Here is a 23,432-nt window from a genome sequence, read left to right as displayed (position 1 = left end):
AATCGAGTTTACGAAAGAACAGAGAATGTAGATTTTTTAGAAAATCTATTTCATGAACGGAAAGTTATCTTTGGTTATAGCAGTCCGTTTGTTCTTGAGATATTGTCCTTTCAGATATGTGAGCTCTGTTTGGTTGAATTTCAGAGGGTTTAAGCACCGTTCTGATGTGTTTCAGACGGAGGAACATCCTTATCATAAAGACACTTTTATCAATACATATAATCGTTTAGAAAATTTGGATAAAGAATGATATTGTTACTCACTTGAACACTGCCAACGCTAAGAGGTGGGAGTATTCTCCGCTATAATAGATAAATATTACGATTCATATGCAAAAAATGGAGCAAATTGATGAATAAATTGGCTAGTTAGACTTTAAGCAAAAGGTCTTTCACTTGGATAGGGTTTGCGTTATTCTGTAATCGCAGGTTTTATATATTTTATAAATAAAATGATCATAAATTAGCTAATTACAGAGGAGAAACCCAATGAGTAATAACCAAACTTATCCAGTTCGAGTGGAGAAAGACTTTTTGGGAACCAAAGAAGTTCCAGCTGACGCTTTATATGGAATTCAGACCTTGCGTGCCGTAGAGAATTTCCCGATTACTGGTTACCAGATACATCCAGAGTTGCGGCGTGCCATCATTATGGTGAAAAAAGCAGCAGCTCTTGCCAATATGGAAGTAAAACAGCTAAATCCCATTTTGGGAGAAGCGATCGTACAAGCAGCTGATGAGATGATCGAAGGGAAGTACCTTGATCAATTTATTGTAGATCCAATTCAAGGTGGAGCAGGAACATCGATTAATATGAATGCCAACGAGATATTGGCAAATCGTGCGTTAGAGATTGTAGGGAAAGAAAAAGGGGACTATTTCCATTTAAGCCCCAACTCTCATGTAAACATGGCACAATCGACAAATGATGCTTTCCCTACTGCCATCCATATCGCAACACTTATCATGATCGAGAAATTACTTCAAACGATGCAATCCCTTTCCAATGCTTTTCAGAAGAAAGCAGATGAATTTGACCAAGTGATTAAAATGGGAAGGACCCACTTGCAAGATGGCGTACCAATCCGCCTAGGTCAAGAGTTTCAGGCATACCAAAAAGTGTTGGCACGTGATATCAAGCGTATTTCCGCAACCCGAGAACATCTATATGAAGTGAATATGGGGGCAACGGCTGTTGGCACTGGTCTCAATGCTGATCCACGCTATATTGAGTTAGTTGTTCAGCATTTGGCAGAGATTACAGAGCTTCCATTAGTGGGAGCAGAGAATCTTGTGGATGCAACACAAAATACGGATGCCTACACCGAGGTTTCTTCTGCGCTTAAAATTTGCATGATCAATATGTCCAAAATTGCCAATGATTTGCGTCTCATGGCTTCTGGACCACGAACAGGTCTGAATGAAATTCAATTACCTGCACGTCAACCTGGGTCGTCGATTATGCCAGGAAAAGTGAATCCCGTGATGTGCGAAGTGGTGAACCAAGTAGCTTTCCAAGTGATTGGAAACGATCATACCATTTCACTTGCATCAGAGGCAGGGCAATTAGAGCTCAACGTTATGGAACCAGTTCTTGTCTTTAACCTCTTGCAATCCTTAGAGATTATGAACAATGTCTTCCAAGTCTTCCAGAAGTATTGTCTAGAAGGAATGGAAGCGAACATCGCTATTTGTAGAGAGTATGTCGAAAAAAGCGTAGGAATCATTACTGCACTAAATCCACACCTAGGTTATGAGACCTCTGCTCGAATTGCTAGAGAGGCGATTGAAACAGGAAAATCGGTTCGGGAACTGTGTTTGATGTATGATGTATTATCAGCAGAAGAATTGGATCAGATACTGTATCCAGTCAAGATGACCACCCCTGGTATTGTCCAATTATCCTGATGTAAGAAAAGAAAAAGACTGCATCTTCTATTTGGTCTTAACCCCGTCAAGTAGACACTAGATAAAAGGCATCCTAAGCGGCGATCGCTTCCCGGAATTCCACTGGGGATCGGTCGCCAAGTTTTTTTTGGAAACGTTCCTTGTTGTAATATTCGATGAACTCAGCAATCATATTGCGTGCAGAAGTCTCATCTTTTGGTTCCTCTAAATAAAGTTTTTCTGTCTTTAGATGGGAGAAAAAGGACTCTATACAGGCATTGTCAAAGCAATTTCCCCTCCGCGAGTGGCTTCCAATGAAGCCACGTTTTTTTAACAATGCCGCATATTGTTTGGACGTATACTGGAATCCTTGATCAGAGTGAAGAAGAGTTCCATCCCCTGTTTCTAAGCGATAAACAGTGTCTAACACTAGTTGGAGATCGTTTCTCGAAGAAAGTTCCCACGCAATAATTTCATTATTAAATAGATCTGTTACAGCGGATAGATAGACAAAATGGTCTCCAATTCGTACATACGTGATATCCGTTGCAAGCTTTTGTCTGGGAGCCTCTGCATAAAAATTACGAGCCAGTATGTTAGAGAACACAATGGATGGCTTACGCCCCATAAAGGGGCGTTTTTTGCGGATAACGGATCGAATACCGAGTTCACGCATTAATCTACGTACTTTCTTATGATTCACCACTATTCCTTCCCTACGTAGAGCAGTTCGCATACGAAAGTAACCGTAGTATGGACGGAGTCTGTGAATTGCTAATATATGCTCTTTTAAGTTTGCATCATTCGAGCTACGTCCGGCGCGTTGTATGTATTTTTTCCATTTGTAATATCCTGCACGTGAAACCTTCGCAATCTTGCAAAGTTGCGTAATGGTATATTGTTTGGAAAGCTCCTCAATGATTACAAATCGTTGTCCTTTTTCCAAGATCCCTCCCCGTGTAGATTTGGATTGAGCTTTTTTAGATATTCTACTTGGGCCTTTAGATAAGCGTTTTCCTCCTCAAGACTATTAAAATGTTTCTTAATCCAGCGACCTCGATAATCTTCAAACGACTCACCAGCTTTATACTTTTCGACCCAATTTTGAATTTGAGTTCGACTTCTGATCCCGAGTTTCCTTTGTATTTCACTATAAGGCATCTCCTCTTCTAAGAAGAGGCGCACTGCCTCCTTTTTTGTTTCTTCCGAATATCTTCTAAACTTTTGTCCTTTCTTAGCGGACATAAAAATCCCCTCCGGTTATAGCAGTGTCTATGAGAACATGTTAACATGTTCTCTTTTTTCACTGTCTACCGTAAGGGGATAATACCAATTTCTAGTAGAAGTGCAGTCTTTTTCTTTCTTTTGTTATTCTGGAGGATTATGAGTTCATTGCAGGTATATAAGGTGTATCTAAATATAGGGAAAAACAGATGATCCAGACTAATGCAAATACTCCTAGGATGATCCAATGCGTTCGTTGATAAGAATTCCAAAAGGTAGGTTTTTGAAACAGATGATCAAAATAGAGAAATGTACTAGTTACCAAGATGCTAAAAATGAAGGCAATGACATAATGACTATTCCAAAGAGCCCAAAGACATAGGAGGAAGTGTGCTCCAATATAACTAGGTTTTCGGAGTGTCGTATCTGCGATTTTATTGGTCAGCCATTCAAAAAGAAGGGAAAACGGGAGAGCGAGGAAAAATGCTCCAACAAAGTTTCCTAGCGAGTAACCAGTAAACAGAAATGGAAATACGTTGGAGAAAACATACTCTGTTGCGATAAAGGATAAAAAGAAAAACGTGATCACGACACTAGTAATGCTACTATAGAGTGATGCAAGAAACTTACGTTTAAACATGAAAGCTTGTCCGCCTTTCACAGAGTATTTATGTTATATATCCACGTTTAGTTTAACATAAGGTTACACGCTGTTAGCCTCTTACTTTTATGATGTATTTCTTTGGTTTGGTATCTAATATCTTCTTCACAGTGGGGTGCATCTGAAAAAAGCTACCAACCTGGAGGTTAGTAGCTTTTTAGGCAACGTATGTAGTTGCTTTTGATTACTCTTCTACTTTAATTGAATCAGTAGGGCAACCCTCTTGAGCGTCCCGAACATCATCATGGAATTCTTCTGGAACATCTGCAGTTGCAGTGTTGTCATCCAGAATTACGTAAGCGATGCCGTCATCATCATAATCATATACATCAGGAGCGGTAGCTCCGCAAGCACCACAAGCGATGCAAGTATCTTTGTCTACCCAAGTACGCATGAGTAATCTCCTCCCGTAACTTTCAAAGAAACCTCTTCAATTTGTATATTTCTCTTCCAAAACCCATTGTAGAACGATTCTAAATGGAATGCAAGGAGGCATCTTTCCATTTGATAATCTAATCAGACTTACGTTGACCTATTTCGTCTATTTTATGCAATTAGATTGACATACGATTCAACACATTTCTATTTAAGATTTGCGAACGGGAATTCTCCCCATTTCAATGGGGTAGATGAAAGGGAGCATTGCTCGGTATCCCCCTTGTGGGGATGCTTAGAGCAATTTATTTTTTGCACTTTCCTCCTACTATATGTAATATAATTTTCCTTATATGTTACTATATTTACCCTATTTTTTTACACTATATGTATGAGTAAAAACACTGTAAAACACGCTAGGACTTGCGTGTATAATGTCAACTACCACATGGTATGGTCGGTGAAGTATCGTAGAGCCGTACTGGATCAAGAGATTGAAACGTATCTAAAAGTTATTTTTCAAGAGATTGCGGAGGAGAAAGGGTTTGAAGTAGCTATGATGGAGGTGGGAGAGCAAGACCACGTCCATGTCTTTGCTTCTGCTCATCCTAAAGTAGCTCCATCATACATTGTGAAAATGTTGAAAGGTATTTCCGCTAGGAAGTTATTTCTAAAGTTCCCGAGGCTAAGAAATAAGTTATGGGATGGTCATCTTTGGAATAGCAGCTTCTACATGGAAACCATTGGCTCTATTTCGGAAGAAACGATTCGTAAGTACATGGAAAATCAGAAAAAGAAAGGGGGAAAATCAAATGATGAAGTCGTACAAATTCAAGATAGAACCTAATCGGGTACAAATGGAACGAATCGAAACTACCTTGAATTTGTGTCGCTGGCTATACAATACAGCTTTGGAACAACGAAAGTTTTCTTATGAAAAACGTGGTATTTCCGTTAACTACAACATGCAACAGAATGAATTACCACGACTAAAGAAAGAGTTTCCAGAGTTCAAACAGGTACAATCGCAAGTGTTACAGGACATTCTACGTCGTTTAGATAAAGCATTTAAAGGGTTTTTTCGTAGAATCAAAGCGGGAGAGAAAGCAGGATACCCACGCTTTCAAGGTAAAAACCGTTATGATAGCTTCACATACCCACAAAGTGGGTTTGCTCTTGATGGGAAATATCTGAAACTGTCTAAGATCGGTAATGTTCGCATCAAATGCCACAGACAAGTAGAAGGAAAGATCAAGACCTGTACCATCATCCGAAAAAATGGAAAGTACTATGCTTGTTTTTCCTGTGAAATCGAAACCATAACACACTCGACAGGGAAACAAGTCGGTGTTGATCTTGGTGTTAGACATCTTGCTATTACATCTGATGGAGAATTTTTCGAACACCCTAAGTATTTTAGAAAGTCAGAACGCAAACTAAAACGACTTCAGCGCATAGTATCTAAACGTAAGAAAGGTTCCAATCGTCGTAGAAAGGCTGTAGCTTTGCTTGCAAAGCTACATGAGTACATAGCAAATCAAAGAAAAGACATTGCCCATAAAATTAGTAGGTATCTAGTAGATCGCTATGATCTAATTGCCTTTGAAGATCTGAATATCAAAGGAATGGTCTTGAATCACAAATTAGCCAAAAGTATTGTGGATGCTGGATGGAATCAACTTGTACAGTTCACTTCCTACAAAGCAGAATATGCTGGTAAGCAAGTAATACAAGTGGACCCATACAACACGTCTCAGGCTTGCTCAAAATGTGGTCAGATCGTAAAAAAAGAACGAAAAGATAGAGTCCATAGTTGCTCTTGCGGATATACAGAAGATAGAGATGTAAATGCGGCAAGAAACATACTACATAAAGCAGTTGGACATGTTCCAACGCTAAAATGCGGACAGTTAGAACTAAACCTAATATAGGCATGGAACGTGCCTTCGTGGAGAATGCGACGTTGGTCGATTCAATGAATCGAGAAGCTCGCCATTTCAATGGCGATGTAGTTCACTTGGTAGAGAATTGGAAAAACAAGAGAATATAGGAATGTTTTTCACTGGATATAATGCATTTTACTCTATTTTCATGTATCATAAAATTATAGAAAAAAGGAGACAAGCTATCGTAACCAACACAATTTAGGCTACATATATTGGATCGGAAGGTCTCCAGTGAGGGAGGGTAAGCCATGCGTGTCGAGCGTCTAGAAGGAGATAAGGTCCGGTTCCATTTGACCATGGATGATCTACTAGATCGGGGTATTGAAAAAGATGATATGTGGAGTGATGTTCCCAAAGTTCATGATTTGTTTAACGATATGATGGAACATGCATATCAGGAACTTGGTTTTGAAGTTTTGGGACCTTTGTCTGTAGAAGTCTTCGCTTTACCAGCTCAGGGCGTCATTGTAGTGGTCTCACGAAGCAGATCTAAGAAACAAGACGAACTTAGTGGTAGTGAAATGTACGAGCTCGAAGTAACGATGGAGGAGAACGATCACATCGTATTTCGATTCTTGGATGTGGAGCACTTGATTCAGGTAGCGATACGCATGAACCCCATTTTATCGGAAGCTGGGCGTGTCTATAGCTTCCAAAATCGCTACTATCTAGTGTTGGATGAAGAAGAAGCAGAAGACAAATTGGAATCACTTATTGCTCTTTTATTAGAGTATGGTGAACCATCTACGATGACAGATGTTTACTTAAGTGAATATGGAAATCCGATCTGGAAACATAACGCGATCGAAGAGATTGCTCGTATATTTGGATAAAAGAAAACCAATGCAACAACAAGCAAAAAGACCTCCTATTAAAAGAGGTCTTTTTGCTTGTTGTTTATTTTTTTATTATGCTACTTCTGTTTGAGATTTGTTCCTCATCTCTTCTAATACAATACGGTTTTTCTCTTCATCAAATTCACCTTCGCTCTTCGCAACGACGATCGTAGCTATTCCATTTCCGATTAGGTTCGTAATTGCACGTGCTTCCGACATAAACCGGTCTACTCCAAGTAACAATCCAAGTCCTTCTAGCGGAATGAGGTTCATGGCAGACAGCGTAGAGGCGAGAACGATAAAACCAGAACCAGTTACTCCAGCAGCACCTTTGGAGGTAATCATCAAAATTCCGATAATCGTGACCATTTGCCAGATGGATAGATCAATACCAAATACTTGGGCTAAAAAGATCACTGCCATGGAAAGATAGATAGAAGTTCCATCTAAATTAAAGGAGTATCCAGTTGGTATGACCAGACCAGTTACACTCTTCGAACAACCGAATTTCTCCATCTTGTCCAACATTCGTGGAAGAACGGATTCCGAGGAGGAAGTTCCAAGAACAATCAATATTTCATCTTTAATAAAACGGAGATAAGAGAAGATATTGAATCGATATATTTTACAGATAAGTGCTAGCACAATAAAAATGAACAAGGCCATAGTTGTATAGACAGAGACCATGAGTTTTCCTAATGGAAGTAACGTTTTGAGTCCATAGTTTCCGATCGTAAACGACATAGCACCAAATGCTCCGATTGGGGCAACACGCATTACCATGGCTACGATCTTGAAGAAAATTTGAGATAAATTCTCGCAGAATTGGATAGTGGGTTTTTTGAAGTTCTCACCAAAGGAAGCAAGTGCAAATCCAAAGAGACAAGCAAACAAGACTACCTGTAAAATTTCTCCTTCAGCAAATGCCCCTACAATATTCTCTGGTACGATGTGGACAAAGAAGTCAACCCAATCCATTTCTTGACCTTCTTTTGTGTATTCTGAGACATCTCCTGTCTTGATTTCTTGTAAATTAACATTCGCACCTGGTTGTACAAAATTGGCGACAAACAAACCGATAACAAGTGCAAGTGTAGTTACGATCTCAAAATATAGTAGGGCTTTTCCTCCTACTCTCCCCACTTTTTTCATGTTACCCATCTTGGCAATTCCAAGAACGATAGTTAGAAAAATAATTGGGGCGATCAGCATCTTGACGAGATTAATAAAAATGGTTCCTAGTGGTTTCATCTCTTTGGCTATATCTGGAGCCACAAAACCTAGTATTATACCAACTGTGATTGCTACTAAAACTTGGAAGGTTAGGTTCGTAAATAGTTTATTCATCTTGTCACCCTTTCTAAAAATAAAATAAATATTTTTTTAAATTGCATAAACTTATTGTTTATCTTAAACGCATGTGTCTGTTTTGTAAACGTTTTCTTATAAAATAAAACAGAGCTATCTATTAGATAGCTCTGTTTCTCTTATTTGCGATATCCTAGTTGAAAATATTCATGGGTACGAAAGCGGGACCAGTCTTGCTTTTCAATCTCTGGAAAAGCCTTTTCTACCGAAAGATGTTGACTACGATGAGCAAGCAGTGCCGCTACAATTTGTTCGCGGTATTTTGTCACGTCGACTGAGTGATCAATTTCTGAATCGGGTGTGGAATATACGTGTCGACCCATTTTCTCGGCTACGGAGTCTGGAATGATAATGTAGTATAGTGTGGTTGGGAAACTTGCCTGTTTCACTGCAGCCAGTGTTGCTTGTTGAATAATACGATGGTCTTGGTGACCAGAGATTCCTTCTGGAGGAAAGGTGATTACAATCTCTGGTTTTTCCTCTTCTAAGACAGTTAGGACATCTGCAACTAGCTTCTCAAAAGGCATTTCTTTGAGCTTCCCATCCCCAAAATCGCGCAAAATCAATTTATTTAGTCCAAGGATTCCAATCGCTTCATCAAGTTCTTTTTGTCGAAAAGAACTCAACTCTTCTTTGGAGCAAACAGGAGGATTTCCTGTTTTTCCAGCCTCGCCATGTGTCGCACAGTATAAGGTTTGGCTTTTTCTTAGATCATGGTGATGCGCAATCATTCCTCCAACAGTAAACGTCTCGTCATCGGGATGTGCAAAAACATAGAGAATATCAGCCATCAACCCAGAGTCCTTTCTATTTAAAAATAAAGTGATGTTTTGGTAACGCTTTTATTATAGAACAAATTAGCATTAGATGTTGCATACATGGTGTATTGGCAGATTATTGTGATGCTTAGACTGAAAGATAGGAAAATAAAATTTTATGGGTTCTCTAATACAAAACCCTGATGTATACTGATAGTGTTTTCTTAGATTGCGAACCAGATATTATAGGTTCGTAGCAAATTTGAAGGTGGTTATATAAATGGGTCGTCAAAATGTAGCATCGGGCCAACAAGAAAACTTGGATGTATTAGTTTCTACACAAACTGTCATTCAAGAAGCCTTGGAAAAGCTCGGTTATCCTGAACCGGTATATGAGCTTTTAAAGGAGCCACTCCGACTGTTGACGGTACGCATCCCGATCAAAATGGATGATGGTTCCGTGCAGGTATTTACTGGCTATCGTGCCCAACATAACGATGCAGTAGGTCCTACAAAAGGTGGAGTGCGGTTTCATCCCGATGTTACTGAATCTGAAGTGAAAGCGTTATCTATCTGGATGAGCCTCAAATGTGGCATCGTTGATCTGCCTTATGGTGGAGGTAAAGGTGGTATCATTTGTGATCCCCGTAAAATGTCGTTTGGTGAATTAGAACGTCTTTCTCGTGGGTATGTTCGTGCTATTAGTCAGCTAGTAGGACCTACCAAAGACGTACCAGCACCAGACGTTTTCACCAATTCTCAAATCATGGCATGGATGATGGACGAATATAGTCGTATTCGTGAATTTGACTCCCCAGGATTTATTACTGGGAAACCGATTGTACTTGGTGGATCTCGTGGTCGTGACACAGCTACAGCGAAAGGTGTTACGATTATGATCGAAGAAGCAGCGAAAAAACGCGGATTCGACATTCAAGGTGCTAGGGTGGTAGTTCAAGGATTTGGGAATGCAGGTAGCTATTTAGCTAAGTTTATGCATGACATGGGAGCAAAAGTGATTGGAATTTCCGACGCATTAGGAGCTCTTCATGATCCAAATGGTTTGGATATTGAGTATCTATTGGAAAAAAGAGACTCTTTTGGAACCGTTACCAATCTGTTCCAGAATACAATTTCCAATCAGGAATTATTGGAATTAGATTGTGATATTTTGGTACCTGCTGCAGTAGAAAACCAAATCACACGTGAGAATGCGGATCGTATTCGTGCGTCGGCCGTGGTAGAAGCAGCAAATGGACCTACTACTTTGGAAGCAACCAAAATCCTGCATGATCGTGGTATTTTGATTGTTCCTGATGTGCTAGCAAGTGCGGGTGGCGTTACCGTTTCGTACTTTGAATGGGTACAAAACAATCAAGGTTTCTACTGGACTGAAGAGGAAGTAGAAACACGCTTACGAGATATCATGGTACAAGGATTTGCCAATGTATATAACACTGCTCAGGCAAATGGTGTAGATATGCGTTTGGCAGCTTATATGGTGGGCGTCCGTAAAATGGCTGAGGCTTCTCGCTTCCGTGGTTGGGTATAATACGATATAGTTAGGAATAAAGAAAAAGCACCCTTACATACCGAAAGACACATCGGTATGGGGTGTTTTTCGTTTTGTTGAGGAGGGAACTTTGATGTTAGATGCAATTGTAATCGGAGCTGGTCCTTGTGGTTTAGCTACCGCAATCACATTAAAAAAAGCAGGCCTTCAAGCGAAAATATTAGAAAAAGGGTATCTTGTAAACTCGGTATACCATTATCCCTTATCGATGACATTTTTTAGTACTCCAGAAAAAATCGAAATTGGAGGAGTTCCTTTTATTACAGCAGGTGATAAGCCAACAAGACATGAGGCTCTCAAATATTATCGAACCATCGCTAACTATTTTGATTTAGATATTCATACAAGAGAAGAAGTACAAGAAATCAAGAAGTGTGCTGGAGGATTTCAGATAGTAGCAGTAAACCGTTCGGGAAAACAGGTATATGGAACCCGAAATGTGATTTTGGCCACAGGATATTACGATCAACCAAATAGGCTTGGAATCCCTGGTGAGGATCAAGATCATGTATATCATTATTTTCGAGAAGCTCATCCTTTTGCTGGTACCAACTGTATTGTAATTGGGGGTAAAAATTCTGCTGTTGATACTGCACTGGAGCTTCAATTAGCTGGTGCGAATGTGACGTTAATTCATCGTCGGACCGGAATTGATTCTAGTGTTAAAGCTTGGGTAAAACCGATGATCGAAAATGCTATTCATTTCGGTCGAATCGATGCACGTTTTGAGGCAGTGGCCGAAAAAATTACGCAAGATAGCATTCACATTAAACAAAATGGAAAAGAAGAAGTGTTGCCTGCAGATTTTGTATTTGCAATGACAGGTTATCGACCTAATTTACGTTTCGTAAAACATTTAGGTGGGCAGATTGATCCTCTTCACCAATGCCCGATTTATGATGAAGAGACGATGGAGACAAGTGTTTCTGGTCTTTATTTAGCTGGTGTTGTAGCGTCTGGAAATGATTCAGGCAAGATATTCATTGAAAATGGACGCTTTCATGGTGATAAGATCGCCTCCCATATCAAACAAAAACAAGGAATTTCCGAGACTGTCTCTTAAAAGAGAGAGTCTTTTTTATACAGCCAGAAAAAGGCCTGTAAACGCATACATTTACAGGCAGTAGCTTAAATCATATTACGCATTAGCGTGATTAATTCAGAGCCTTTTTCTTGTTCTCTCACTAGCACACTTCCATCTACGATCGCCTCATATAATTTTATGTCAATTACTTCCTTTGGATAGTTGTCTCGGAAGCGAATCAAACGTGCGATGTCTTCAGTATGTCCTAGTGTAATTTTTTGCACGGCTTCAAAAAGTATCACATTTCCACCTGTGCACTGCGTAGAAGATTTGGTTCCTGACAGTTGTCAAAAGCCACTACGCCCATACACAACTTAGCACAAAAACTCTGGGGTTTTGTGCTAAGTTGCAGGTATGGGCAACTACTGTAAAGTACAACAGCAGGAGTGGCCAAACAACCACAGGAGCTTTTTATGTGCCGCTCCTCCTACTATCATACAAAATAGATTGAAAAAAAGAAAATGTATGTCGATCTTTTTCACAAATTTTTCATCATTTTCGCCTTTCTGGTATGGAATTCCTTCTTTTACGTCCATACTAGAGAGGTAATTCGTATCAATACCCAAAATAGATTTTTTTGATTGGATGCACAAGAATTGGACTTTTTATCAATTATGATTATGTGGAGTGGTTGCTTTGTTAAGAAGTGAAAATCGCTATATTGTTGATGTTCGATGCAAAAAATGTGGTGAGCGCTTTATTTTAAAAGGTCGAATGAAAAAAGGAAAAATGGAGACTGGATTTAAGCGCTGTCTTTGTGATAATGAAGAAGACTTTGATGTACAAGTAGAGAAATTACCTTAATATAACTACGAAGATGAGCTTTTATTGGCTCATCTTTTTTTGTTCTAGAATAGTCGTTACCTTCCTCGCAAAGACTATGACCAAATTCGAAAAACGAGAGGAAGGTTGTTTCGTGTTGAAAAAGAGCTATATGCGTTGGGTCTTTTTCGTGATGGTCGTGATTGGATGCTGTTTGTTACCTAGCACTGGCTCGACCGAAGCAGCCAACGCGGGAATAAGTAGCAAAGGGTTCTCAGCGAATGACCTCAAATTAATGGCCAATGCCGTGTATGGTGAGGCAAGAGGAGAGCCTTACATAGGACAGGTTGCAGTTGCGGCGGTTATTTTAAATCGGTTAGAAAGTGAGAAGTTTCCTGATACCGTTTCAGGAGTGATCTTTCAGCCAGGAGCATTTACCGCAGTTGCGGATGGACAGATCTGGCTCACACCGAATGAGAGAGCCAAACAAGCGGTACGAGATGCAATAAATGGACAAGATCCAGCAATTGGTTGTTGTTATTACTTTAATCCAGTAACGGCTACTTCTAAATGGATCTGGTCGCGTCCCCAAGTAAAAAAGATAGGAAAACATATTTTCTGTAAATAGAGGTGTTTGGTTTGTATCGAACAATAGCAGGTATTTTGTTTCCCATAACCTTGGTTGCTCTAATTGGAACCGGTATTTGGGGATACCAAGAATACCAAGACAAAAGTTCCATCTTAATCAAAGCAGAAAACCAGTATCAACGTGCATTTCATGAGTTAAATGATCACATGGATTCTTTGCAAAAAGAAGTCGGAAAGACACTAGCGATTAATTCTCGTAAACAGATGAGTACTTCTATGAGTAATGTTTGGCGACTGAGTTATGCAGCTCATCAAAATTTGACGATGCTTCCAATGACTATCGTTCCATTCGACCAAGCAGAGAAGTTTTTAAGTCATATGGGGTCGTTCGCTTTTGATGTAGGAGTACGAGATTTAGAGAAAGAGCCGCTAACAGAGAAAGAATATCAAACGCTAAACTCACTGTATCAAAATGCAACCAATATTCGGGATAAATTACAAAGCACTCAAAGTGAAGTGTTGGGTAAGAATCTGCGATGGATGGATGTAGAACTAGCGACTGCTACAGAAGATAAAGTAATGGATAATACCATTATTGATGGTTTTCGCGAAGTAGATAAGATGGTAGAGCAATTTCAAGAAGTAGACTGGGGTCCTACCGTAAACAACATGGAAGTACGCCGTCGTGAAAAAGGCAATATCAAAGTTGGTCCGAAAATCACAGCAGAACAAGCAAGACAGAAGTTTGCCCAAGCATTAGAAGTAAATCCAAAAAAGATAAAAGTGGTTGCCAATCCAAAAGGAGATTATCCTACATATAGTATCACATTCCAGGGGAAACACGGAGAAGTGAATGCTGATATGACCCAAATGGGTGGGTATATCTCATGGTTACTCTATGATCGTCCAGTGAAAAAAACAATGTTATCGATGGAACAAGCACAAGCACAAGCAACTGAAATGTTAGCGAATCTAAATATCCCGAATATGGTCCCAATCTCGTATGACAAAGGCCAAAATACCATCTCGTTTAACATGGTACGAAATCACAATGGAATACTTGTTTACCCAGAGGCAGCTTCGATCAAAGTGGCCTTGGATAACGGAGAGATATTGGGGATTCAAGCAGACGAATTTATATTCAATCAAGTGAAAAATTTGCCTACCAAACCCAAATTATCAAAAGAAGAAGCTCAAAAACAGGTAAGCTCTCGTCTTCAAATTCAAAAATCGAATCTGGCTTATGTATATAATAAAAACAACAAAGGTGTGCTTTGCTACGAGTTCTTAGGGTTATTAAATGACGACCAGTATCGTGTATTTATCAACGCAGATACTGGGGATGAAGAGATGGTAGAACAAATTAAAAAAGAGAACACAAATCAAATTTAAATGTAAGAAATGGAAAGACGGAGTTGGTTCAAATGGGCAGTAAATCCCTACCTCCAAACGGTAAGTGGGTATCTGCCCATAAATTTCTTATAAGATGAACAAACATTGGTGGAGATAAAAGGAGACTTTTACTAAATGAAGTTTCACTTTATTTTACCAGCTTAAGAATTGTTTTCATTGCAAGTATGAATATTTTATGTTATTCTCAAAACAAGTGAAATTGTATGTTGTTTCGATATGAAACAATTTTTCGCGATGATACATATCTTTGAGTTTTGGTCGAACGACGCGCGGTCTGGATTTTCTAGAGTGAGTAAGTTGATCCAACGAGCAGGTTGTGACCTGCTCGTTTTCTTTATGACCGTTAGTTTGTAGGAGAGGACAAGTAGTCGATGAAAAGGTTCCAAGTTGCAATTGATGGACCAGCTGGTGCTGGAAAAAGCACGGTTGCTCGTCAAGTGGCGAAAAATTTAGGATTTACTTTCGTAGATTCGGGTGCGATGTATCGTGCGATTGCCTGGATGATTCTACAAGAAGGCGGCCAGGTTAGTGAACCAAAAGCATATCAATTAGCTCAAAATTCACATTTTTCACTTCATCCTCAAGGGGTGATCGTAAATGGTCGAGTCTTGACAGATGAGCTTCGGTCTCCGGATGTATCCAACCTCGCCTCTACCATTGCAACGATGCCTAGAGTCCGTCAGGCTCTTGTCGTAAAACAACAAGAGATCGCAGAACAAGAAAGCGTCGTCATGGATGGTCGTGATATTGGTAGTCATGTTTTACCAAACGCTGATCTAAAAGTGTTTCTGACTGCTTCTATTGAAGAACGAGCAAAAAGAAGATTAGAGGATCTAGCTCAAAAAGGGCTTTCTGTCGATTTAGAAACATTAAAAACAGAAATTGCAGCACGTGATCTAAATGATCAGACACGGGAATTTTCTCCGCTTATACAGGCAGAGGATGCTTATTTGTTAGATACAACCCAGATGACCATTCCACAAGTGGTAGAGAAAATCTTGGTACTTTGTCGCACCAAAATGGGCGGTGAAGAGTAAAATGATTTATCGATTGGTTAGAGATAGTTTCAAATACTTTTTGCTCCTTTTTTATCGATTTGAGGTAATTGGGAGTGAACACGTCCCTACTGATAAGCGAGCAGTTGTTTGTTGTAATCACATAAATAACTTCGATCCCCCTCTAGTTGGTGGTGCCATAAAACGTGAGATTTATTTTATGGCAAAAGAAGAATTATTTCGCATGCCGATTATCGGTAAAGTGATGCCTCATTTGTGCGCTTTTCCGGTCAAGCGTGATGGGTCGGATACACAAGCAATTCGGCGTTCTATTCAGATTCTCAAAGAGGAAAAGCTGATGGGAATCTTTCCTGAAGGCACTCGTAGTAAAACAGGGGAACTAGGTAAATTTCATACAGGTTTTGTATTGATCGCAAGTAAAGGGAAAGCACCTATCATTCCTACTGCAATTGTAGGAGAATATCGTTTGTTTCGTAAGATGAAAGTAGTTTTTGGAGAACCGCTAGAATTGGATTCATACCTCAATGAATCTGGGAAGATGGATTCTGAAGGAATTCGTAAAGTGACAGATGAGGTTATAAAGCGAATCCAACAACTAAAAGATCAACACAGGTAATCCGGTCAATGGCACAGGTGATCAATATACACCTACTTTTCCGTTGATCTTTACTATATACATGCTAATTGAACTCAAGGAGGCATCTGTCATGACAGAAGAATTAAAGACAGAATTAGAGCAAGTATCTTCTTTTCAAGTAGGGGACTTAGTAAAGGGGAAAGTAGTAAAAGTAGAGGCAAATCAAGCTTTATTAGATGTTGGTTATAAATCAGAAGCAGTTCTACCCATCTCCGAAGTCTCTGTGCTTCACTTAGATCAAGTTGCAGATGTAGTAGCAGAAGGAGACGAGCTGAGCGTGAAAGTGATTCGCTTGGGAGAAGAAGATCAATTAATCGTCTCCAAAAAAGCAGTAGATTCAGAAAAGGCATGGGAAGTACTTCCTGCCAAATTCGAGTCTGGTGAAGTGATTACTGCAAAAGTAGCGGATGTTGTAAAAGGTGGTCTCGTAGTTGATCTCGGGGTACGTGGATTTATTCCTGCATCGCTCGTAGAAAACTTCTTTGTCGAGGATTTCTCTGATTATAAAGGGAAAGAACTGACCCTGAAAATAGTGGAATTAGATCAAGAGAAAAAGAAATGTATCTTGTCTCATCGTGCTGTACTAGAGGAAGAAGCTGCTCGCCAAAAAGAGCAAGTTTTAAGCAACTTACAAGTAGGGGAAGTACGCGAGGGTACAGTTCAACGCTTGACAGATTTCGGTGCATTTGTAGATATCGGTGGAGTAGATGGTCTAGTTCACGTATCTGAGATTGCTTGGAGCCACGTAGGTCATCCATCAGAAGTGTTATCTGAAGGAGATAAAGTACAAGTAAAAGTACTGAAAGTAGATTTGGCCAACGGTAAAATCAGCCTCAGCATGAAAGAAACTCAAGAAGGTCCTTGGGATAAAGCAGCAAAAGAAATACATGCAGGTGCTGTCGTAAAAGGAACTGTAAAACGTCTTGCTTCGTTTGGTGCGTTTGTGGAATTGCTACCTGGTGTAGAAGGATTGGTTCATATTTCCCAGATTTCCCAGCATCGTATTGAAACACCACAAGAGGTATTAAAAGAAGGGCAAGAAGTAGAGGCAAAAGTGTTGGATGTGAAAGCCGACCAGCAACGTATTAGCCTTAGCATGAAAGAGTTGGAACCAAAAGTAGAAAAACCAAAAAAGGTTGAAAAGAAACAAGAAGAAGTCGATCCGATGACAAATACAGGTTTAGGGGTAACACTTGGAGATGTTTATCCAGAACTTCGTAAACTGAAAAACGACTAATTCATAAAAAAAGAGCTACTCTTAGTGAGTGGCTCTTTTCCTTTTAGACAAACTAAAGAGAACAATGTTTAAAAGGATTGATAAGATGTTGATCGAAAATCTACATTTGGTGGTTACCCTTTCTCTCCTGATATTGTTTGGAACTGGGTGGTTTACTTCTCTATATCCAAAGAAGCAAACTTCTAGGAGACACATCTTATATTTACTTGTCGCATGCTTCTTTCTCTATATGTTACCAGCAGTCCCTGTTACGGATCGATTTTTAGTACACATTACGATGTTGATTTTGATGATTGTATGCTTTACTTTGGTGTATCAACTATCAACCAAAAAGGGATTCTTTGTATTAGGTGGATCTGCGATATTGGGAGCAGTGTTCTCGTTTTGGAACTATCTAAATCAAATTTATCCAAATTCCTACTCGTCCTGGCTTTGGTGGATCCAGCTTGGAATTTCCTTTTTGTGCGCCTATCTGTTAGGTAGCACACATGTAGAGAGATGGTCCTTTTTCTTTCATATCCTTTTGTATACGCACTTAGCAGATACAATTCGGGCATTAGATGGCGGAGAGATTATCACATTTGGGACTTCCATTTTTTTGAGCCAAGTAACAGTGGCGTTTTCATGGTTTGTGATCGTAGAATCATTTTTAAAACGAGATTGGCTTGTACCGGTTTCTATCAGTCGCTTAAAGAAATTATTTGGAAACCTTAGGAAGCATGTTCTCATGTGCAGAAGCTATATATTTCGAAAATCTTGATCAGATGGTTCCTCGACCTTGACACAATCGCTATCAATGAAGAGTTTTGAGTTTCCGTTTTGCAAGGGCTTTTAGATGTTAGTTGATTCTTGTCCTTTTTCTAGATAATATAAGTGGAAGTGTAAGTTAGAGAAAAGTGAGGATTTTTGGATATGAGTTTACCTGTTGTAGCCATTGTAGGACGACCTAATGTAGGAAAATCAACTATTTTTAACCGTTTAGCTGGAGAGAGAATTGCTATTGTAGAGGATCTTCCTGGTATTACAAGAGATCGAATTTACTGTCGATCAGAATGGAATGGGAAGGAATTTCATCTTATTGATACAGGTGGTTTGGAGTTTGGAGAACAAGATGAAATTCTCTTGCATATCCGTACCCAAGCGGAACTGGCAATTGAAGAGGCAGATGTTATTCTGTTTATGACAGAGGGGAGAACTGGTCTAACAGGTAGCGATGAAGAGGTAGCCAATCTGCTACATCGTTCCAATAAGCCAGTAGTAGTGGCAGTTAACAAAGTCGATGATGTGAAGCATATGGATTCTGTATATGAATTCTATCAACTTGGCTTTGAGCATGTATATGGGATTTCTTCCCTCCATGGGCTTGGAACCGGTGATCTACTTGATGCAGTGGTAGACCTTTTCCCAGAAAAAGAGGATGATGAGTACGAAGAAGATACGATTCGTGTATCACTAATTGGTCGTCCGAACGTAGGGAAGTCTTCTCTTGTAAATGCGATTCTAGGTGAAGAGCGAGTAATCGTCTCTCCAGTAGCCGGTACAACTCGTGATGCGATCGATACCCCTTTTGAAGTGGATGGGCAAAATTTCGTCTTGATCGACACAGCAGGTCTTCGCAAACGTGGGAAGGTATATGAATCTATTGAAAAGTATAGTGTACTCCGTGCTCTTCGTGCCATTGAGCGTTCTGATGTTTGCTTGATCGTGATTGATGGAGAGCGTGGTATTGCAGAACAAGATAAAAAAATTGCAGGATATGCTCATGAAGCAGGAAGAGCTGCAATCTTTGTGGTCAATAAGTGGGATGCAGTAGAAAAAGACGACAAGACGCTAGATCGTTATCGTAAAGAAGTAAAAGAAGAGTTTCAATTTATGACGTATGCTCCTTCTGTATTTGTCTCAGCAAAAACCAAACAAAGAGTACAAAAGATCTTGCCAAAAGTAGTAGAAGTAGCAGAATCTCATTCTATGAGAATTGCCACTCCAGTACTGAATCAAGTGATTCATGATGCAATGATGATGACTCCTGCGCCTTCTGATAAAGGAAGACGTTTTAGAGTCAATTACGCTACACAAGTTTCGGTTAAACCACCTACGTTTGTTTTGTTCTGTAATGACCCAGAGCTTGCACACTTTAGCTATATGCGTTATCTGGAGAATCAGTTGCGTCAAGCGTTTACGTTTGAAGGAACGCCAATGCGGCTCGTTTTACGTAAAAAGAAAAAGGATTAGATTTGAAGAAACAAGCTGCTCGCTTGCTAGACTGTGAGCAGCATCTATTCTTTTGTGAACAACTAGAAAAAATGTTTAGGGAGAGAGATACTATTTATGTGGGGAATCACAATTGTTCTTCCGCTGCTCTTATCTTATTTAATTGGATCGGTTAGTTTTAGTTATTTCATTGCCAAACGCATGCAAAATATTGACATTCGAGAACATGGAAGCGGAAATGCGGGTGCAACTAATACCTTACGGGTATTAGGAAAAGGACCAGCTGCTTTTGTTTTTGTCTTGGATGCTTTAAAAGGGATGTCCGCAGTTGGGGTTGCGATGCTCCTTAATACGGAAAACCAGACCATCTGGATGTTAGCTGGTGTATTAGCTGTTGTAGGTCATAATTGGCCAGTATACCTGGGTTTTCGTGGAGGTAAAGGGATTGCGACTACGATCGGAGTAACAGTACTTCTTTCTTTTACAGCAGCGATCATTGCCGGTGTTTTGGCTATCCTCTTTATTGTTATTAGTCGCTATGTATCGCTAGGTTCTCTTGTTTATACTGCTGGTGTGCCGATTGGAATTGCATTTGATAGTTATCCTAATACCTATTTATACCTTAGTCTGGTATTGACAGCTTTGGCTGTTTATCGCCATCGCGAAAATTTGAAGAACTTATTTCAAGGGAAAGAACGAAAAATTTAGCTTTGCGATTTCTTTTTTTCTTGCTGCTCTTGCTAGCGGATCGAAAGAGCTATACGTATTTTGTTTGGTAAGGGAGAGTCTACTATGGAGAAAAGAGTCGCTGTGATTGGTGCTGGTAGTTGGGGAACAGTTCTAGCGAACGTACTAGCTGAAAACGGGCACCAAGTTCATTTGTGGGCAAGACGTAAGGAATTAGTGACCGAAATCAACGAGCACCGTAGCAATCAAAAATATTTACCAGATGTTACGATTCATTCCAATATTCAGGCTTCTTCTTCCTTACGAGAAGTAGTTCAAGATAAGCCGATGGTATTGTTTGTAGTTCCTTCTCATTCCATGCGTGAGGTAGCGTTGCAAGTAGAACCTTACCTAAAACATGAAGCTTTAGTAGTTCATGCAACGAAAGGATTTGAGGTAGACACTTGGAAACGTATCTCAGAAGTGCTAGCAGAAGAATTACCTCGTCACGCAGAACGTATTGTGGCGTTGTCAGGTCCAAGTCATGCTGAAGAAGTGATTAATCGTTGTCCTACTACAGTAGTGGTAGCATCCGAACATCGATTTGCAGCTGAACGTGCCCAAAATTATTTTATGAATCAATACTTCCGTGTTTATACGAATTCGGACTTAGTAGGAGTAGAAGTCGGAGGAGCTTTAAAAAATATTATTGCGCTTGCAGCAGGATTGGCAGATGGCCTCCAGTTTGGAGATAATGCCAAAGCAGCATTGATGACAAGAGGTTTGGCTGAGATTGCTCGTCTCGGCTTTGCAATGGGTGCCCAGCACAGTACTTTTGTTGGTTTAGCAGGAGTGGGAGACCTTGTGGTGACGTGTACATCCAAGCATAGCCGAAATTGGCGTGCTGGTAATATGATTAGCCAAGGTATTCCCTTGGATCAAGTATTAGAGAAGATGGGGATGGTTGTGGAAGGTGTTCGTACTACCCAAGCAGCTTATGCCTTAGCAGCTCGGTATGAAGTAGAAATGCCTATTACCGAACAACTCTATGCTGTCTTATTCTCTAACAAAGAACCGGCACAAGCTGTTTTGGATCTAATGAATCGTGATCGTACGCGAGAATTAGGTGAGATCGCTCAAGGGTGGTAAAAAGATTTTGGGCTCGTTTGCAGTTGCCACTAGAGGTTCTTTCACATATTCTGTATTAGATTTTGGAATCAATACACCATAAACTTGAGCATTGGAATCAGGGCAGGGATTCAGATACAATTCGCTCAAGCCATGGAAAAAAGAAAAGGGTAATGCCAGAAGGCTTACCCTTTTCTTTTGCGTTCTGAAGCAGCGATGAATTGGGAAGTAGAAGCAGGTTTTGCTTGAAACATTTGCGATAACATCCGTTGGATCATCGGATTTTGTAGCATGCTCATTACCTGCTGGATATCTATATTTTGAAGCATGTTGGCAAATGAAAACTCGCCACTATCATTACCTGGTCCAGATTGGCTGTTTTTAGCAAGCCTCCTATTGTTAGAGGCAAAAGGAAGTTGTAGATCAGGTACTTCGATATCCTCGATCAGTCTCGCATCGTTTGATCGTTCTCTTGGTCTCTCACGATTGGCTCTTGGTGGAGTACCCAAAGATGGTCTGTTTTTCTTTGGGAAGAATCCTTGAGCTAGATCAAAAAATTGGAAAGTTGAATCCATAATGGTTTCCATCTGTTGGATTGAGCTACTTAGTGTTTTTAGAGTGGTACGAAAGGTAAGGAATCCATTTAGTATTTTTGCCATATCGAGTGTCTTTAGGTTAGACAAAAGAGAACCAGGAAGTCCTGGTCTTTTACGTGGTTCAGTGGGAAATAAGGAAAAAGGGTTAGGCATAGAGGCTTGTTGAGTAGGGGTAACAGTAGAAGATTCTCGTTTTACCTCACGTTTTGGAGATGATTTTCTGACTTGCTTTCGTTTAGGTGATTGTTTCACGTTGTACTTCCTCCCCCGATTCAAGGCTATTGTCTAGTTATTGTATGCGGAAGTAGACAGAGCGTAAGGGGCATTTGTCCTAGACATTGGTGGGTAGAAGCGGATTTGCTATACTGAATTAAGGAGAACACAGGAGAGGATGAAATCAAAAATGATGGATGTTTCCATTGCATTATTCTTACTAGTCTTAATCAACATATTAGTGGCCCTCGGTCGACAACAACAAAAAAAATGGCTAAAAATAATATTGGTAGGAACAGGATATGTCCTGATATTGCCAGCATTTCTCTTTGTATTACGTGGTATTTCCTAAGGAGGCAAGTTAGATGAAATGGTATCGAGTATCCATATGGATTCTTGCGCTCCTCGTATTAAGTGCTTGTGGCTATCCTGCACAGCAAAGACTACAGACGAGTGATTTACCAGTACATATTGCGCAAGTACAATCCGCAGTAGAGGCCTATCAGCAACAAAATAAACTTTTACCGTATCTTTATAAAGATGAGGAACGGAAACTTACAACTAAATACTTAGTTGATTTAAAAGCATTAAGTGGCTATGGAGCAGAAATTCCCCTTACTTCATTTGAAAAAGGGGGAACCTATATCTATGTCCTGACAAATGTGGAAAAGAAACCACTTGTTCGAGTATATGATTTACGTGTGGGAGACGAGATCTCTAAATTAGAAGGAGCTATTCGTACTTATCAAAAGGAGAATAAAAAGCTTCCAGCGAAGGCAAAAGAGGGTCCTTACCAACAAATCGATTTTGAAGCTATGAATATGAATTCCGTTTTGATTCCAAGTCCTTACCATGTTGGAGAAGGATTGCCAGTTCTGATGGATCATGAAGGGCGTGTATTTGTTGATTATCGTACAGACTTAGCTCGATACCTTCAAGAGAAACCAGATAAGCCACTTCCAGGAGAAGATTTACGTGTTTGGTTAGCACGTGTAGGTTTGTTTGTTCCGGCCTACTCTCCTCTTATGGAATTAGATAAAAATCAAATACCTCAACTTCTTCCATATAGGGAAATGTAGTTAAGCATAGGAATCCGGTTCCCTTCATAGAGTATGAAAATAAATGTGAAGGGCGAGGGGAGAAGATGGAGAGTTTACTCTATCATTTTGTCTTAATTCCAGGCGTGTTTCTCTTAGGATGGTTGTCTAATTCTGTTAAGTTGGCAAGCTTTCGAGCCAAAGTGATTTCTAAAGA

At 39.9% G+C, this 23,432-nt stretch carries 24 protein-coding genes and 1 pseudogene; 18 read left to right on the top strand and 7 right to left on the bottom strand.

Translation table 11 applies throughout. The annotated features are described in order from the left end of the window. Positions 1 to 488 precede the first annotated feature (488 nt). Entirely contained in the window at positions 489 to 1,907 is a 1,419-nt protein-coding gene (gene aspA, locus VJ09_RS03515) for an aspartate ammonia-lyase (RefSeq protein ID WP_044640269.1), read from the top strand. A 73-nt stretch (positions 1,908 to 1,980) separates the two neighbouring features. Here aspA and VJ09_RS03510 read toward each other — a convergent pair. The 3 genes from VJ09_RS03510 to VJ09_RS03495 all read right to left on the bottom strand — a co-directional run bounded on the left by VJ09_RS03510 (position 1,981) and on the right by VJ09_RS03495 (position 4,165). Continuing rightward, positions 1,981 to 3,131, bottom strand: a protein-coding gene (locus tag VJ09_RS03510; protein WP_147635393.1) for an IS3 family transposase whose coding sequence is annotated in 2 segments (ribosomal slippage) — positions 1,981 to 2,870 and positions 2,870 to 3,131 — 1,152 coding nt in all. Because the reading frame shifts where the segments join, the coding sequence is not laid out codon by codon here. 136 nt (positions 3,132 to 3,267) lie between these two features. After that, complete coding sequence (locus VJ09_RS03500; protein WP_044640268.1) at positions 3,268 to 3,750, bottom strand: hypothetical protein; 483 nt, start codon at positions 3,748 to 3,750, stop codon at positions 3,268 to 3,270. Between the two features lie 205 nt (positions 3,751 to 3,955). Continuing rightward, complete coding sequence (locus VJ09_RS03495; protein ID WP_044640267.1) at positions 3,956 to 4,165, bottom strand: ferredoxin; 210 nt, start codon at positions 4,163 to 4,165, stop codon at positions 3,956 to 3,958. Positions 4,166 to 4,537: 372 nt separating this feature from the next. Between VJ09_RS03495 and tnpA the strand changes: the two genes are divergently transcribed. From tnpA to VJ09_RS03480, 3 genes are all read left to right on the top strand, one after another. Further along, the gene (gene tnpA, locus VJ09_RS03490) at positions 4,538 to 4,993 is read left to right on the top strand and encodes an IS200/IS605 family transposase (RefSeq protein WP_082050359.1); all 456 of its coding nucleotides are present in this window, start codon (positions 4,538 to 4,540) and stop codon (positions 4,991 to 4,993) included. Beyond that, on the top strand, positions 4,959 to 6,077 hold the full coding sequence (locus tag VJ09_RS03485; protein ID WP_044640266.1) for an RNA-guided endonuclease InsQ/TnpB family protein: 1,119 nt from the start codon (positions 4,959 to 4,961) through the stop codon (positions 6,075 to 6,077). Before tnpA ends, VJ09_RS03485 begins: the two co-directional genes overlap by 35 nt. 263 nt (positions 6,078 to 6,340) lie before the next feature. Further along, positions 6,341 to 6,925: a genetic competence negative regulator gene (locus VJ09_RS03480; RefSeq protein WP_044640265.1), complete on the top strand. Its 585-nt coding sequence runs from the start codon at positions 6,341 to 6,343 to the stop codon at positions 6,923 to 6,925. A gap of 75 nt (positions 6,926 to 7,000) precedes the next feature. Here VJ09_RS03480 and VJ09_RS03475 read toward each other — a convergent pair whose 3' ends face one another. Together VJ09_RS03475 and VJ09_RS03470 are read right to left on the bottom strand one after the other, a co-directional pair. Next, positions 7,001 to 8,275, bottom strand: a complete 1,275-nt coding sequence (locus VJ09_RS03475; protein WP_044640264.1) for a dicarboxylate/amino acid:cation symporter — start codon at positions 8,273 to 8,275, stop codon at positions 7,001 to 7,003. Between the two features lie 140 nt (positions 8,276 to 8,415). Further along, positions 8,416 to 9,087 carry a PIG-L deacetylase family protein gene (locus VJ09_RS03470; protein WP_044640263.1) on the bottom strand — a complete coding sequence of 224 codons (672 nt, stop codon included), beginning with the start codon at positions 9,085 to 9,087 and terminating at the stop codon, positions 8,416 to 8,418. A gap of 247 nt (positions 9,088 to 9,334) precedes the next feature. On the opposite strand from VJ09_RS03470, the gene VJ09_RS03465 reads away from it, so the two are divergent. Then, on the top strand, positions 9,335 to 10,606 hold the full coding sequence (locus VJ09_RS03465; RefSeq protein ID WP_044640262.1) for a Glu/Leu/Phe/Val family dehydrogenase: 1,272 nt from the start codon (positions 9,335 to 9,337) through the stop codon (positions 10,604 to 10,606). A gap of 94 nt (positions 10,607 to 10,700) precedes the next feature. Then, positions 10,701 to 11,690, top strand: a complete 990-nt coding sequence (locus VJ09_RS03460) for a YpdA family putative bacillithiol disulfide reductase (RefSeq protein ID WP_044640261.1) — start codon at positions 10,701 to 10,703, stop codon at positions 11,688 to 11,690. 65 nt (positions 11,691 to 11,755) lie between these two features. On the opposite strand, the gene VJ09_RS03455 is transcribed toward VJ09_RS03460, so the two are convergent. Further along, positions 11,756 to 11,953 (bottom strand): hypothetical protein, encoded by a 198-nt coding sequence (locus VJ09_RS03455; protein ID WP_044640260.1) that lies wholly within the window; start codon positions 11,951 to 11,953, stop codon positions 11,756 to 11,758. A gap of 394 nt (positions 11,954 to 12,347) precedes the next feature. On the opposite strand from VJ09_RS03455, the gene VJ09_RS18675 reads away from it, so the two are divergent. From VJ09_RS18675 to VJ09_RS03410, 10 genes and pseudogenes are all read left to right on the top strand, one after another. Further along, complete coding sequence (locus tag VJ09_RS18675) at positions 12,348 to 12,515, top strand: hypothetical protein (RefSeq protein ID WP_187118707.1); 168 nt, start codon at positions 12,348 to 12,350, stop codon at positions 12,513 to 12,515. Between the two features lie 217 nt (positions 12,516 to 12,732). Next, positions 12,733 to 13,101: pseudogene (locus tag VJ09_RS03450) on the top strand (cell wall hydrolase); the annotation flags it as partial. 11 nt (positions 13,102 to 13,112) lie between these two features. After that, positions 13,113 to 14,453 (top strand): germination protein YpeB, encoded by a 1,341-nt coding sequence (gene ypeB, locus VJ09_RS03445; RefSeq protein WP_044640259.1) that lies wholly within the window; start codon positions 13,113 to 13,115, stop codon positions 14,451 to 14,453. Positions 14,454 to 14,845: 392 nt separating this feature from the next. Continuing rightward, positions 14,846 to 15,511, top strand: coding sequence for a (d)CMP kinase (gene cmk / locus VJ09_RS03440; RefSeq protein ID WP_044640258.1), 666 nt, complete (start codon positions 14,846 to 14,848; stop codon positions 15,509 to 15,511). 1 nt (position 15,512) lies between these two features. Further along, positions 15,513 to 16,106 carry a lysophospholipid acyltransferase family protein gene (locus VJ09_RS03435; RefSeq protein WP_044640257.1) on the top strand — a complete coding sequence of 198 codons (594 nt, stop codon included), beginning with the start codon at positions 15,513 to 15,515 and terminating at the stop codon, positions 16,104 to 16,106. Positions 16,107 to 16,197: 91 nt separating this feature from the next. Next, complete coding sequence (rpsA, locus tag VJ09_RS03430) at positions 16,198 to 17,364, top strand: 30S ribosomal protein S1 (RefSeq protein WP_044640256.1); 1,167 nt, start codon at positions 16,198 to 16,200, stop codon at positions 17,362 to 17,364. Between the two features lie 85 nt (positions 17,365 to 17,449). Next, positions 17,450 to 18,124, top strand: coding sequence for a hypothetical protein (locus VJ09_RS03425; RefSeq protein ID WP_044640255.1), 675 nt, complete (start codon positions 17,450 to 17,452; stop codon positions 18,122 to 18,124). 152 nt (positions 18,125 to 18,276) lie between these two features. Then, positions 18,277 to 19,596, top strand: coding sequence for a ribosome biogenesis GTPase Der (der, locus tag VJ09_RS03420; protein ID WP_044640254.1), 1,320 nt, complete (start codon positions 18,277 to 18,279; stop codon positions 19,594 to 19,596). 96 nt (positions 19,597 to 19,692) lie between these two features. Beyond that, positions 19,693 to 20,283: a glycerol-3-phosphate 1-O-acyltransferase PlsY gene (gene plsY / locus VJ09_RS03415; RefSeq protein WP_044640253.1), complete on the top strand. Its 591-nt coding sequence runs from the start codon at positions 19,693 to 19,695 to the stop codon at positions 20,281 to 20,283. Positions 20,284 to 20,367: 84 nt separating this feature from the next. Further along, positions 20,368 to 21,390 carry an NAD(P)H-dependent glycerol-3-phosphate dehydrogenase gene (locus VJ09_RS03410; protein WP_044640252.1) on the top strand — a complete coding sequence of 341 codons (1,023 nt, stop codon included), beginning with the start codon at positions 20,368 to 20,370 and terminating at the stop codon, positions 21,388 to 21,390. 164 nt (positions 21,391 to 21,554) lie between these two features. Here the strand turns inward: VJ09_RS03410 and VJ09_RS03405 are convergent, their stop codons facing one another. Continuing rightward, on the bottom strand, positions 21,555 to 22,217 hold the full coding sequence (locus VJ09_RS03405) for a hypothetical protein (protein ID WP_044640251.1): 663 nt from the start codon (positions 22,215 to 22,217) through the stop codon (positions 21,555 to 21,557). A 139-nt stretch (positions 22,218 to 22,356) separates the two neighbouring features. Here VJ09_RS03405 and VJ09_RS18320 point away from each other — a divergent pair, with 139 nt between their 5' ends. Together VJ09_RS18320 and VJ09_RS03400 are read left to right on the top strand one after the other, a co-directional pair. Continuing rightward, positions 22,357 to 22,530 (top strand): hypothetical protein, encoded by a 174-nt coding sequence (locus VJ09_RS18320; RefSeq protein WP_154662338.1) that lies wholly within the window; start codon positions 22,357 to 22,359, stop codon positions 22,528 to 22,530. Positions 22,531 to 22,543: 13 nt separating this feature from the next. Further along, on the top strand, positions 22,544 to 23,257 hold the full coding sequence (locus VJ09_RS03400) for a hypothetical protein (RefSeq protein WP_044640250.1): 714 nt from the start codon (positions 22,544 to 22,546) through the stop codon (positions 23,255 to 23,257). The last annotated feature ends 175 nt before the right edge of the window (positions 23,258 to 23,432 follow it).

It is taken from the genome of Risungbinella massiliensis (assembly GCF_000942395.1).
In the GTDB taxonomy this organism is placed as follows: Bacteria; Bacillota; Bacilli; order Thermoactinomycetales; family Thermoactinomycetaceae; genus Risungbinella; species Risungbinella massiliensis.
The sequence above is the reverse complement of the archived record's forward strand: the minus strand, read 5'-3'. Positions and strand labels throughout refer to the sequence as shown.